Raw genomic sequence first — 12,793 nt, 5'->3', positions numbered from 1 at the left:
ATCAAATCACCCCCTATTTTTTTAGGGTGTTAAATTTATTAACATATATTTGGATCGAATTCAATAATCAAATTATGAAACAAATCGAGGCAATTATCAGAAAATCCAAATTTGATGAGGTCAAAAAAGCACTTCATGAAATTGAGGTCAATTTCTTTAGTTACTGGGATGTAACGGGAGTTGGAAATGAAAAACAGGGCCACGTTTATCGCGGTATTTCCTATAGTACCAGTGATATCCAGCGCAGATACCTTTCGATAGTGGTATCGGACGAGTTTGTAGAAAAAACGGTCAATACGATTTTGGAGACCGCATATACCGGGAATGTAGGTGATGGTAAGATCTTCGTCTCCGAAATAGTAGAGGCATACCGTATAAGGACCAAGGAATCGGGACAGGCCGGAATCAACTAAACCACCAATAATTAAAAATTTAAGAAATGGACGCAGGATTATTTACAGCAAATAACGTATGGATGATGTTGGCTACGGCCTTGGTATTCTTCATGCATACCGGTTTCGCCTTTTTGGAAATTGGTTTGACCAGACAAAAGAATACGATCAACATCTTATTTAAGAACATTTTTATCATAACGGTAGGCCTTTTGCTTTACTACGCATGGGGCTTTAATATGATGTACCCGGGCTTCGAGGAAGGTTCTTCGGGAATTTTCGGCTTTGCCGGATTCGGTATCGCGGCACCGGAAGGCGGGATGACCCCCGATTATGCCGATGGCGGATATACGTGGTGGACCGACTTTTTGTTTCAGGGGATGTTCGCCGCAACGGCGGCCACCATTGTATCCGGGGCCGTGGCCGAACGAATTAAAATAGGTTCGTTCATGATATTCACCGTGGTCTACGTAGGCCTTGTATACCCCATTGTGGGCGCTTGGAAATGGGGCGGCGGTTTCTTGGATTCATGGGGCTTCTACGATTTTGCAGGTTCTACACTTGTTCACTCCGTAGGGGGATGGGCCGCCTTGGTCGCTATCTTCCTATTGGGATCCCGTATCGGAAAGTTCGACGATGCCGGCAAACCCAAGGCCATTCCCGGACACAGCATACCTATGGCTACCGCCGGGGTCTTGATCCTATGGTTGGGCTGGTTCGGCTTTAACGGCGGATCGGTTCTTTCGGCCGACCCCGAACTGACCTCCCTGGTATTGGTGACCACAAGCTTGGCGGCCGCAGCAGGGGGAATAGGGGCCTTTCTCCTATCCAGCATCCTTTACAAAAACCTTGACCTTACCATGTTCTTGAACGGTATCCTAGGTGGCTTGGTAGGTATTACCGCCGGTGCCGACCTGATGTCTCCCAACGAGGCGGTGGTTATCGGCTTCTTGGCCGGTCTGATCATTGTCCTTGGCGTAGCCCTCGTAGACAAACTGAAACTCGATGACCCCGTAGGCGCCGTAGCCGTTCACTTGATCTGCGGTATCTGGGGAACATTGGCCGTAGGTATCTTCGGCGACAAGGCGGGCGCAGGTCAGTTCATGACCCAATTGTACGGCGTTCTGATCGTCGGCGCCTTCTGCGTGATCTGTTCCTTTATTATTCTTAGCGTACTCAAAGCCGTTATGGGCCTAAGGGTGAGCAAGGAAGAAGAAATCGAGGGACTCGATATTCACGAGCACGGTATGGATGCCTATCCCGATTTTATAAACGACTAAGCTTACTCAAATAAAGAAAACGGAGCGTTTGGCAGAACGCTCCGTTTAAAAACACTTTCAACCAAAGACCTACAGGTTTTGATCAGGTCTCACTTAACTCATCCCCAAGGGGATAACTAAAATTCAAACAGATGAAAGCGATTACAAACACAAAATACATAAAAAATATTTTTTTATCGGCATTACTCTTTACCGCAGTGGCCACTTTTGCCCAGGAAGATGAAGAGGAAGCACCAAAATTCTCATTTAGCGGCTCCATCGATGCCTACTACCGGGCCAACCTAAACGGGGACAATAGTTTTGACGAAGCGTCGGGCTTGCCCAACGCGGCACCCGGATCATCATTTGCCAACCTACCCGGATTTGCCTTGGGCATGGCCAACTTTGTTGCCGGATATGAAGGCGAAAAGGCCGGTTTCGTGGCCGACTTGGTATTCGGACCCAGGGGAACCGACGCCATTTTCGCCTCACCGATATACTCGGCAACAGGAAATATCGTCAACCAGTTGTATGCCTATTGGAATGTTTCCGATGCCGTTACCTTGACCTTTGGTAACTTCAACACCTTTTTAGGTTACGAGGTGATTTCCCCTGTAGCCAACTTTAACTACAGTACCTCCTACCTGTTCTCTTACGGTCCCTTCTCCCACACGGGTCTAAAGGCCGACTTTGCCCTTTCCGATGATTTTAGCCTGATGTTGGCGGTAATGAACCAAACCGACATTACCGAGCTCAACGTTACCGGTAAATATGCATACGGACTTCAACTCGGGTATAGCGGACAGTACTTGAACGTTTTGGTAGACAACGGCCCATTCGAAATCGACTACACAGGTGGTTTCGACCTATCCGATACCTTCTTCCTTGGCTTGAACGCCGCCTATTTTGATGGCGACGGGGCTGGAAGCTTTGCCGGTGCGGCCATTTACCCCCAACTGACGACTTCTGAAAACTTCGCCATTGGCCTAAGGGCCGAATATTTTGCGGAAACGGATTCTTTCGGAGCGATCGGGGCATCGGATGCGGAAGGCGATGCCAGTGTGTTTGCCGTAACCTTGACAGGCAGTGCGACCATTGGAAATTTAATGATCAAACCCGAACTTAGATTGGACACGGCCTCCGACGAGTCCGTCAACTTTTTGGATAGCGACCTAATGGCACAAAAGAGCCTTTCCTCTTTCGTACTCGCGGCTATCTATTCTTTCTAAGCCCGTCCTAATTATTCAGTGTTTATAGTTTTAAGTTGTTCCAAGGCCCCATCGCACAGATGGGGCCTTTTTTTTTAATCCTTTTTGGGCCTAAAGGCCTTTACACCGGCCATCACCTTGGTTCCGAGGTTATTGACGCTGGGCACAATGGGGCACGAGTACTTTTTGTTATAGGCACAATAGGGGTTGTAGGCCCTATTAAAGTCGATGGTAATGGAATCCCCTTGGGGAATGCTCAGGTCGATGTACCGGCCTCCCGTATACGTTTCCCTTCCGTTGGTTTCGTCCGTAAACGGCAAAAAAAGATAATCGCGATATTCCTCTTGCTGTGCCAGCTCCTCATTTCGATAGATCTCAAGTTGCCAATCTTCTCCGTTAAGGGTAAAGTGGGCTATTCCATAAACCACCTCCCTTGATTTTCTATCGGTGGTCGTGGGCATCAGAAACGGAAGCGCGTCGGGTGTTCGAACCAATTTCGCCCTTACCACGTATGAGGTATCGGGAGCGAAGAAGTCAAGCCCCTCGAAATTCTTCCGATACCGATCGGGCAAAGGTGAGGTCTCTGGATTTTTAAACTCTTCGTTGAGCTCCCTTTGAAAATCCAATACCCCTTGCAGGGCATCGGTAGGCACGACAAGGGTTTCCTTTTGGACAACATCGTGATATTTTTTTTCCTGTTTGCAGGCCAAGGCAATACAAACGACAACAAAGATCCATTTTTTCATAGCAACCATTTTAGAACCATCCCAAAAATACAACATATCATATTTTTAATTAGCTTTGTTAAAACAAGAAAAAAACCATGCCTTTACGTTCGATTTATAGCTACGTGTATACCCGCTTTCCGAAACGGTCAAGGCCCTCCTATTTCTAAATCAAAAGTGTTTAAACCATAGAAAAAGCCTGGCCGACCCGCCGGGCTTTTTTTTTGCAGAAACCCGCCAACAATATGAAGAGACTTTACCTTAACTACCTAGCTTCCTTTGGGGGCCTCTCGAAAGAGGTCTGGTGGCTCGCACTGATCACCCTCATCAACAGGGCCGGCACCATGGTCATCCCCTTTTTATCGCTCTACCTGACCCAAGACCTGGGTTTTACCCTGGAAAACGTAGGAAGCATCATGACCAGTTTCGGCCTGGGCTCCTTGCTCGGTGCTTGGCTGGGCGGTAAACTCACCGACCGTTATGGCTACTACAAAGTAATGCTAACAAGTCTGTTTTTGACCGGAATATTGTTTATCGGCGTTCAATTTTTACATCGATTCTGGCCGATCTGTATCGGCATCTTCGTGCTCATGGTCGTGGCCGATGCCTTTAGACCGGCCTCTTTCGTTGCCTTAAGCGCCTATAGCAAGCCCGAGAACAAGACCCGATCGGTGACCTTGATCCGATTGGCCATCAACCTGGGCTTTAGCGCAGGCCCCGCCCTGGGAGGAATACTGATAGCCTCGGTGGGGTACAAAGGGCTCTTCTGGGCCGATGGGAGCACGTGCATGATTGCCAGTGCCCTATTGTTGTTGACCTTGAACCCAAAGCGGGCCAAGGTTACCGACAACATCGAACAAAACAGCCCCCAATCGGCCTATAAAGACCTGCATTACCTGGTCTTCATCCTGAGCATGGTATTGTTCAGCTTCGCCTTTGTTCAATACTTTTCGACCATTCCCCTATTTTATAAGGATGCCCATGCCATGAACGAATTTGAAATCGGCCTGCTCCTGGCCTTGAACGGCTTTACCATTTTTGCCTTGGAAATGCCCCTGATCAAATATATGGAAGGCAGGCCTTGGTCCAAGTTGACCCATGTACTGCTGGGCCTTGTATTGATCGCATCCAGTTTTCTGGTACTCGTTTTTTTTCAATGGACAGGTATTCTGGTAATCGGTATGCTGTTGATGACCATCGGGGAGATGATCGCTTTTCCCTTTTCCAATGCATTTGCCATGGATAGGGCAAAGAAGGGAAACCAAGGCGAATATATGGCCCTATATACCATTGCCTTTTCCATTTCACATGTATTCGCCCATAATATCGGAATGAAATCGGTGGCAAAAGTGGGGTTTGAAATGACTTGGTACGGAATAGGTTTTGTGTGCCTGTTGGGTATATTGCTTCTCGCCTACCTCAATCGCACATTGAAAAAGGAGCCCTCTTAGGCCGCACATCCCATCGCCTTATTCGATAATTACGTTGTACCGGGCCTTCTTCAGGTATTGCTCGACTATTTTATTGAATTCGGGGGTAATTCTGAGCAGGGCCGTATGCGGTATGGAATACAGCCTTTCCCTATCGGTATACCCTTGTTTCAACAACTCCTCCAAATAGAACAGGGCGGTTCCGTAATCGTCTAACCGGGTACTAAAGGAGATAACATTGAGATAGGCCCCATAGTCTTTCGGGGTGATTATGGTTTTTAGCATCCAAAGAAAATTAAGGGCTTCGATATCGATGGGGTCTTGGTCTTGAATCAAATACAGGTTATCGGCGACCAAGGTGTCGATGTATGCCTCAAGCCTGTTGCCCATTTGACGGACCAGGACATCGGAGTCTTTCTGAAATTTATCCAGTTCCTCCATTTGGTATTTCCACCAGCCCAGGTTGTTGTAGTTATAGGTATTCACATCCTCCTCCATGGCAAAGGCATAGTCTTCCCTAAGAAACCGCTCCTTTAACAAATTGTTGTTCTGGCTTCTTCTGTAGGTTCTGAAGGCAGTGCCCTTTCTCAGGGTCTTTCGATTTTCCTTTAGGGAGTCGGTAGGTCGGAGCGGACCGAAAACCTCTAACATTTCACCCAAAAGATTATCGGCCAGCAAGGGTTTGCCCCCGGTGTAAAGCCTTCCAACATGCGCCAAATCCTCTTGGTAATTGCCTTCGACAAAAGCGGTATCCCTTGTCACCTCTCCCCGGGCCATGGCAGCCATGGTGAAAATTTTGAGCGCCCTTGAAAGAAACTCGATGGGCGGCCACTCGTGCCCCCCTTCAAAAACCAAAAGCTGATTCGGAAATTTAAGTCTATTTAAGGCCGCTTCGGTGGAGAGCATATCGATATAATTATGGTCCGAATTGCCCACTAGGCCTACAAAATGGTACGGATTTTTGCTCGTAAGCACTTGGGTATTGGCCACGGGCGCCCCACAGGACAGCACCCCCTTTACCCCCTTGACAAAGCTGGGTACCAATGTGGAAAACTCACCTCCACTGGAAAAGCCCCCTACGTATACCCGCTCCCGATGAATGGGCAACATGGACACTACGGTATTGAACATCCGGCTTACGATGAGAATGTTCTTTGAAATGGACAGGGTATCGGATGTATGGTTGGAGGCCGCCAGTACATACCCCTGTTCCTCGGCGACCTGCCTGAACATTCCCAAGGCATTTTTCGACCTGCCCTCCATATCAAAGACAAAAAGAATCGGCCAAGTTTTCTCCATCTCAAAACGGGTAGGGAGGTAGAGCGAGAAAGTCTCAGCCACGGTATCCCTTACCACAAGGGAGTCGACGATCACCCCTTTTTTCAATATCATCTCTTGCGCGGTACATGTAATTACAAAGCCCAGGGCAAGTAAGGTCAACAATCGTTTCATAGAAAGGAATTAATCAAAAACCTGGCCAAAGTTATACCTAACCAAAGACCAGACATCAATGCAAATTAACAAAACCCAGGTAGACCTACTCCCCAATTTTTCCGATTTCCACACCCTCGGAGTAAGCAACCTTTATGTCGTTTCTGTTATAGGCCTTTTTAATGGCCTCATGGGCCTTAAAGGTAACCTCCCAAAAATTATCGGGTTTCACATAGGGCCTAACAATCAGTTGTACGTTATGCGAGTCGAAATTGAGAATCCCCACCTCGGGCTTGGGCTCCGGCAATATATGGTCGACCTGCCCGAGGGCCTCGTAGAGTATCTCCCTAACCTTGGGAAAACTCTCTTCGTAAGGCATGGTTACCTCCAGTTCCAATCGGATCATCCCCTTTTCCGTAAAATTGGTCACCACCGAATCGGTAATCAGGGAATTGGGTATGATCAAGATCTTATTGCCGGGGGTAAGTACATCGGTACTGAAAATACCGATTTCAACCACCCGTCCAAATCGCTCGTCCACATCGATCCAATCGCCCACCTTGAAAGGTTTCAAGGTCAAAATCAAAATTCCGGAGGCGAAATTGCCCAAACTCCCCTGCAGGGCCATCCCGATGGCGAAGGCGGCGGCAGCCAAAATAGCGAACAAACCAGTTAGGTCGGCGCCCAATACCGTGGCAATGACGAACAGCACGGCCCCTTTTAAAAGCACCCCTACGGTCGATGCCATAAACGGACGCAAAGTTTCTGAAAACCCGGTCCGTTCGAGCGCCTTCCTCAAGAGATCGACCAGCTTGTGAACCACTTTGAAGCCCACCCAAAAAATGAGTAGTGCCAGAAGTATCCGCGGTAAATAAAAAACCGCCTTATCGATCGCTATCTGTGCATACTCGTCTAGTTTGTCCCAATCCATAAAACAAATTTACTAAATACCCCGCGCCCAAAGATAGGCGGCATGAATCTTTTATCGTCCCCCGGCCCCCAAGTGCCGTTAGGCCTATCAAAAATTTTTTCCGATAGGGGCATTGGAAACGACATTCGAAAGAACAATATGTGTCCGGGTCTCCCCATACTGGATCAATTTATCGATAAACTTTTCCAAATGGAACTGATCCAACAAAACCACCTCCATAACAATATTTTCGTTGCCCGTGATCCGGTAACAATTGACCACTTCCTTAAAGGTCTTTACAATCTCCAAAAAAGGCTTGAGTTTGCCCATAAAGGCCCTTAGGGTAATAATGGCCTTAAGCTGGTGGCCGGTCATTACATGGGAGACCTGGGTCCTATACCCCTCGATGATTCCCAAGTCTTCCATCTTCTTGACACGCTCCGCCACGGCCGGTGGGGTAAGCCCGACGGTACGCCCTATATTGGCAAAGCTTTCCCGTGCATTATCCTGTAGGCATTTGAGTATTTTCCAATTCAACTCATCAATATTAACTTTCAAAGGCACTTTCTATTTTTTTTTAGCTTTCGAAAGCTAATATAATCATTTACTATCGAATGCAAAGACAAATATGCGGATCTGGTAGTAATTTTATGGGTAACAATTGCTATAAAAAGAAACATGTCTTACAAGGACCTAAGTGCGCTTCCCGTATATAGAAAAGCCCTGGAACTCTGCAAAATAAGCAGGGAAATAGCATCTTACGTTACCTTTAACAAGGACCTTCTAAAACTGTACCAGTCGAACAGCCTACGCGATATTATTGCCGATTCCCTCTTGACGGATACGATTCTAATCCCAAAGAAAATCGCCCTGGCCGAAAGCAAGGGTACCCATTCCGAGAGACAGAAGAGTGCCGTGTACATCAGTATTATGATTCGCAATCTCATGTCGTACTGCAACGGCCTTGAAAAAGACGGGGTAAAGGAAAAAGAATACCTGAACCTCTTGAGACAGGAAATCAGGAGTTTTAGAAAAACCTTCAAATCGTGGCGTACTTCCTTTAGGGATGGAGAATAAGCGACAATTCATCGGGTTTTATGGCCCGTTGTCATCATATCACAAATATTTATTGAATTGGTCGGCGATAATGTCCTAATTTTGGCGTTTTAAAACTATTGACCTTGAAAACGACCATACTCATACATTGCAACGACCAATCCGGTATTATCAATGCGGTCACCGGCTACATTCATAAGAACCGGGGCAACGTCGTATACCTCGACCAACATGTCGACAAAGAAACGGATGTTTTTTTTATGCGGATCGAGAGCGATTTCGAAAACGAGGAGTTCTCCATCGAAAGTTTTAAGAAGGGCTTTCAAAAAGAGTTGGCCGATAGGTATAACATGGTGTGGAGCATTCATCAGGCCGTCCCCAAACCGAAAATGGCCTTGTTCGTATCAAAGTACAACCACTGTCTGTACGATTTGCTCAGCCGTTTTAATTCCGGGGAACTGGAGGTCGATATCCCATTTATCATAAGCAACCATATCGACTTGCAGCCTATAGCCCAACAATTCGGTATTCCGTTCCACCACATTCCCGTTACCAAGCAATCCAAGGCCGAGGCCGAGGATGCCCAGTTGGAGCTTTTGCGGGAGCACCAAATCGATTTCATCGTCCTGGCAAGGTACATGCAAATCGTAAGCCCTAAGATTATTGATAACTTCCCCAATAAGATAATCAACATACACCACTCCTTCCTACCGGCGTTTGCGGGTGCCAAACCTTACCATGCCGCCTATAAACGCGGCGTAAAGATAATTGGGGCGACCAGTCATTATGTAACCGAGGAACTTGACGCCGGCCCGATCATTGAACAGGATGTAACGACGGTCTCGCACACGCATAGTATCAAAGATTTTATTGCCAAGGGAAGGGACTTGGAAAAAATAGTACTGGCCCGGGCCGTGAAATTGCACGTGCAACGCAAAACCATGGTCTACAACAACAAAACGGTAATTTTTTCTTAAAAAGGAACCGACGCACAAGATTTAAAACAAATATGCGTTTTCCCTAAATCGGAAGGGTATTGAACACCCCGTTTTTTTATCACAACCCATAAACACCATTTAGATGTTAAAGAAAATAGGCCTCTGCCTTTTGGCCCTTCAGCTATCGGCATGTACCGAGCTACAACAGGTCGTCAACCAACTGCCACAGGGCGAAACCTCGATAGGAACGGCCCAAATTGCGGAAGGATTGCGCGAAGCCCTCGACAAGGGCATAGACAAACAGGTAAGCAAACTGACCCAGGAGGATGGTTTTTTCAAAAACGAACTGGTAAAAATTATGCTGCCGGAAGAATTGCAAAAAGTAGACAAAACCCTTCGGGACGTTGGCCTGGGAAACCTTGCGGACGAAGGCCTGAAAATTTTGAATAGAGCCGCGGAAGACGCCGTGGGGGAAGCCACCCCAATTTTTGTCGATGCGGTCAAGGGCATTACCTTCAGCGATGCAAAAAGCATTTTGTTGGGCAGCGACGATGCCGCCACCCAATATCTTAGTACGGCAACGCGAAGCCAGCTCTACAGTAAATTCAATCCCGTTATCAAAAGCTCGTTTGGGAAGGTCGGGGCCGATAAGATATGGGCCAACCTCATCAACAAATACAATAGCATTCCATTGACCAATAAGGTCAATCCCGATTTGACCGATTACGTAACCGAAGAAGCCCTTAACGGGGTCTTCACCATGATTTCGGTAGAAGAAAAGGAAATTAGGACCAACATATCGGCGAGAACGTCAGACCTCTTGAAAAAAGTGTTCAGCCTTCAGGATTGACCTCGAAAAATTGTCGGCCCCATGCAATAACAAAACCTATTGGGCGTTAAAAATAGTAGGTCATCAAGCAGAATATTGATGTATTTCGAGTTGGTGAATTTTTTTTGAGTTAGTTAGTTTAGAAACCGGTGGGAGCGCCGGTTTTTTTATGCTCCCATGTTAACTGCCCGCGAAATACCGGCCACTTCGTCCACTTACTCCTATCCTACCGTTTATAATGGAAAGGGGCAGGTATATGCCCCCCTATTCACGACCTTGTGCAGCAAAAAAGCAGTGCCGTTCAGGGTAAAAAGTGGCGGGGACCTGGCATCACCATACCGCATTGCAGCGTTCTAGTTTACCCCACTCCCATAAAACAAGACCGATCGTGAGGGGTCATGTCGACGCCCGATATTGAATTTCCCCTCCCTCGCGACACAACCGCCTATCTTAATAGGAAGCATTAAAAAAGATAGCGGGGAACCCCCGGTATATCGTCGAACCACCGGCCAAAGACCCGGTTCTTTCAACCAATTCCAAAGGTAAATTATTATCGGGGCTTACTTTTTTTAAGATATTTTTATGACCTTCGGGAAGTTAATTTCGTAATTTATACGGAGTTAATTCATCAATCATCAATCATCAATCATCAATCATCAATCATCGATCATGAGATGGTCTATAGTCATTGCCTTAGGTTACTTCTGGCTAACCCCTATCTTTGCCGGACCTCCCCCAGAACCCCATAACGCCCTAAAACCAGCATTCGGACCCGATACCGGCCAAAGCTATATTGCCCTGGCCGACAGTCTTTATTATGAGCACGATTATAAGGCGGCCCTTCACAATTACGAATATGCCTTGGCATTGGAAACGACGCCCTCTATAAAAGCTCCCATCCTCAAAAAAATGGCACTTAGCCATGCCGCCCTTGACCATGTGGACGAGTGTGTGGACTACATAGAGGAATCCCTGCGTGCCGATTTCGACCCGACAGTTCTAACGGACGACGGTTTCGACATTATTAGGGATACCCCTCTTTTTGATCAACTGGACGACAAATACACGCCATCTTTCAACATCTGGTCGTCGATCTATCTGTACGTGGCCCTCATTGGTTTTTATATCTCGGTAATGATCAATTTCAATAAAAAGATCGATTCGGTAGCAAGGTTGCTTATAAGTCTCTTCATATTCATACATTCGCTCTTTATATTCCACATTTGCCTGTCGATTACCAAGTACGAATACGTTTACCCCCACTCCTACTTGATGTCCACCTCCTTTTCCTTCCTATATGGCCCTTTGCTCTACTTTTATTTTAAAAGGACCACACAACACTATTCGTTTCGGCCATCGGACCTATTTCATCTTGTCCCCACCCTGCTGCTTCTCATCTACCTGGTTCCTATTTATTCCCTTTCAGGCGATGAAAAATTGGAGCTGCTTTTTCAGGATGCGGAAGACGGTTTTACCTTGGCCGACTTTACCCTCGTGTCATTAAAACTGACCTCCCTGCTTGCCTATGGGTATTTTATTAGAAAATTGTACCTCGAAAGCAAAAGGAAAAAGGAACTTCAGAGACATACCGAGACTTGGCAGAGAAACCTATACAGAATACACTTTCTTTATATAGGTACCTACCTGCTCTATTGCATTTTTATAAGCAACGGACTCTATCTCTTTCATTTTCAAATTATGTGCATGGCCCTAATGGTTCTCTATGTGGGGTATTTCGCGAGTGTACAACCCGATGTTTTCAGTGGCTTCTACCGCAATACCGGCAAATTACTCTTCAAATACGAAAAATCGGGGTTGACCAAAGACTTATCGCTTGAGCTCATGCAGAACCTAAGACGCCTGTTCGATATTGAAAAGATCTATAAAGAGAACGATATCTGCCTCGACAAACTGGCCCAACGTCTCGACACTACCCGACATAACGCCTCGCAAGTCATAAACGAGCATTTTAATATGAGTTTCCATGAATTAGTGAACAAATACCGCATACAGGAAGCCAAATCGATGCTTAAGACCGATATAAGGAAAAACCTCAATATAATCGACATAGCCTATGAAGTTGGCTACAACAATAAGGTTACCTTTAACAAAGCCTTTAAAAAAGACACCAACCTGACTCCCAGTCAATACCAAAAAACAGCGGTCAAGCCCCAGGAAATACCTGTTTGAACCTTACATTCCCATGATAAACAAGGAAGACAAACAGGTTCCATAAGGCAACGAGCCCTACTGCCATTACCGGGTATCGGGCGGGCGGCCTTACCTACAAGTGTCGGGAACGGGATGCCCCACGGGCCTATCCGATAATGGATATTGCCTTACGCTCCGCCCCAAGCTTTATCGAAAAGCCCAAGAGCACTATGTTTCCAGTTTCACCCACTTTCCTGTTACAACCTCCGATCAAGCCTCAGCCCCCAATACATTGGGTCAAATGCCCGTGCATCCTTTTGAAGGAATAAGTAAACGCAAAGGAAAGATTTGTCGGCAAAGTAAATGTTTATAAGCCTTTCCCTAACCCATGTTAAAAGCCTGTTATTTTGTCCATATCAGCTAATTGAAATGCACGGCAGCTCTGAGACGGCTACTAAACTCGA

Annotated in this window: 12 protein-coding genes; 8 read left to right on the top strand and 4 right to left on the bottom strand. The window is 46.6% G+C overall.

The genetic code is table 11. From position 1 onward, the window contains the following. Positions 1 to 74: 74 nt before the first annotated feature. The 3 genes from BUB37_RS10645 to BUB37_RS10635 all read left to right on the top strand — a co-directional run bounded on the left by BUB37_RS10645 (position 75) and on the right by BUB37_RS10635 (position 2,880). Positions 75 to 413, top strand: a complete 339-nt coding sequence (locus BUB37_RS10645) for a P-II family nitrogen regulator (protein WP_072993237.1) — start codon at positions 75 to 77, stop codon at positions 411 to 413. A 26-nt stretch (positions 414 to 439) separates the two neighbouring features. Then, positions 440 to 1,672, top strand: coding sequence for an ammonium transporter (locus tag BUB37_RS10640; protein WP_072993234.1), 1,233 nt, complete (start codon positions 440 to 442; stop codon positions 1,670 to 1,672). Between the two features lie 131 nt (positions 1,673 to 1,803). Then, the gene (locus BUB37_RS10635; protein ID WP_072993232.1) at positions 1,804 to 2,880 is read left to right on the top strand and encodes an outer membrane beta-barrel protein; all 1,077 of its coding nucleotides are present in this window, start codon (positions 1,804 to 1,806) and stop codon (positions 2,878 to 2,880) included. A gap of 74 nt (positions 2,881 to 2,954) precedes the next feature. On the opposite strand, the gene BUB37_RS10630 is transcribed toward BUB37_RS10635, so the two are convergent. Further along, positions 2,955 to 3,605, bottom strand: a complete 651-nt coding sequence (locus tag BUB37_RS10630; RefSeq protein WP_072993997.1) for a DUF1684 domain-containing protein — start codon at positions 3,603 to 3,605, stop codon at positions 2,955 to 2,957. A gap of 224 nt (positions 3,606 to 3,829) precedes the next feature. On the opposite strand from BUB37_RS10630, the gene BUB37_RS10625 reads away from it, so the two are divergent. Then, positions 3,830 to 5,035: an MDR family MFS transporter gene (locus BUB37_RS10625; RefSeq protein WP_072993995.1), complete on the top strand. Its 1,206-nt coding sequence runs from the start codon at positions 3,830 to 3,832 to the stop codon at positions 5,033 to 5,035. A gap of 18 nt (positions 5,036 to 5,053) precedes the next feature. Here BUB37_RS10625 and BUB37_RS10620 read toward each other — a convergent pair whose 3' ends face one another. The 3 genes from BUB37_RS10620 to BUB37_RS10610 form a co-directional block, all read right to left on the bottom strand. Further along, the gene (locus BUB37_RS10620) at positions 5,054 to 6,466 is read right to left on the bottom strand and encodes an alpha/beta hydrolase (protein WP_072993229.1); all 1,413 of its coding nucleotides are present in this window, start codon (positions 6,464 to 6,466) and stop codon (positions 5,054 to 5,056) included. An 85-nt stretch (positions 6,467 to 6,551) separates the two neighbouring features. After that, positions 6,552 to 7,376, bottom strand: coding sequence for a mechanosensitive ion channel family protein (locus BUB37_RS10615; protein ID WP_072993227.1), 825 nt, complete (start codon positions 7,374 to 7,376; stop codon positions 6,552 to 6,554). Positions 7,377 to 7,463: 87 nt separating this feature from the next. Continuing rightward, on the bottom strand, positions 7,464 to 7,913 hold the full coding sequence (locus BUB37_RS10610) for an Lrp/AsnC family transcriptional regulator (RefSeq protein ID WP_072993224.1): 450 nt from the start codon (positions 7,911 to 7,913) through the stop codon (positions 7,464 to 7,466). A gap of 120 nt (positions 7,914 to 8,033) precedes the next feature. On the opposite strand from BUB37_RS10610, the gene BUB37_RS10605 reads away from it, so the two are divergent. From BUB37_RS10605 to BUB37_RS10590, 4 genes are all read left to right on the top strand, one after another. Then, positions 8,034 to 8,432 carry a hypothetical protein gene (locus BUB37_RS10605; protein WP_072993221.1) on the top strand — a complete coding sequence of 133 codons (399 nt, stop codon included), beginning with the start codon at positions 8,034 to 8,036 and terminating at the stop codon, positions 8,430 to 8,432. 104 nt (positions 8,433 to 8,536) lie between these two features. Further along, positions 8,537 to 9,388, top strand: coding sequence for a formyltetrahydrofolate deformylase (purU, locus tag BUB37_RS10600; RefSeq protein ID WP_072993993.1), 852 nt, complete (start codon positions 8,537 to 8,539; stop codon positions 9,386 to 9,388). A gap of 103 nt (positions 9,389 to 9,491) precedes the next feature. Next, positions 9,492 to 10,199, top strand: coding sequence for a DUF4197 domain-containing protein (locus tag BUB37_RS10595; protein ID WP_072993219.1), 708 nt, complete (start codon positions 9,492 to 9,494; stop codon positions 10,197 to 10,199). Between the two features lie 648 nt (positions 10,200 to 10,847). Continuing rightward, a complete protein-coding gene (locus BUB37_RS10590; RefSeq protein WP_072993216.1) occupies positions 10,848 to 12,368 on the top strand; it encodes a helix-turn-helix domain-containing protein in 1,521 nt (506 codons plus the stop codon). Positions 12,369 to 12,793 lie beyond the last annotated feature (425 nt).

The organism is Pseudozobellia thermophila, from assembly GCF_900141855.1.
GTDB classification, from domain to species: domain Bacteria; phylum Bacteroidota; class Bacteroidia; order Flavobacteriales; family Flavobacteriaceae; genus Pseudozobellia; species Pseudozobellia thermophila.
Note: the sequence above shows the minus strand (reverse complement) of the source record. Positions and strands in the feature narration are given on the sequence as shown.

Coding starts and splice junctions, on each gene's coding strand:
- BUB37_RS10645 (WP_072993237.1), top strand. CDS start 75: ATGAAACAAATCGAGGCAATTATCAGAAAATCCAAATTTGATGAGGTC.
- BUB37_RS10640 (WP_072993234.1), top strand. CDS start 440: ATGGACGCAGGATTATTTACAGCAAATAACGTATGGATGATGTTGGCT.
- BUB37_RS10635 (WP_072993232.1), top strand. CDS start 1,804: ATGAAAGCGATTACAAACACAAAATACATAAAAAATATTTTTTTATCG.
- BUB37_RS10630 (WP_072993997.1), bottom strand. CDS start 3,605: ATGAAAAAATGGATCTTTGTTGTCGTTTGTATTGCCTTGGCCTGCAAA.
- BUB37_RS10625 (WP_072993995.1), top strand. CDS start 3,830: ATGAAGAGACTTTACCTTAACTACCTAGCTTCCTTTGGGGGCCTCTCG.
- BUB37_RS10620 (WP_072993229.1), bottom strand. CDS start 6,466: ATGAAACGATTGTTGACCTTACTTGCCCTGGGCTTTGTAATTACATGT.
- BUB37_RS10615 (WP_072993227.1), bottom strand. CDS start 7,376: ATGGATTGGGACAAACTAGACGAGTATGCACAGATAGCGATCGATAAG.
- BUB37_RS10605 (WP_072993221.1), top strand. CDS start 8,034: ATGTCTTACAAGGACCTAAGTGCGCTTCCCGTATATAGAAAAGCCCTG.
- BUB37_RS10595 (WP_072993219.1), top strand. CDS start 9,492: ATGTTAAAGAAAATAGGCCTCTGCCTTTTGGCCCTTCAGCTATCGGCA.
- BUB37_RS10590 (WP_072993216.1), top strand. CDS start 10,848: ATGAGATGGTCTATAGTCATTGCCTTAGGTTACTTCTGGCTAACCCCT.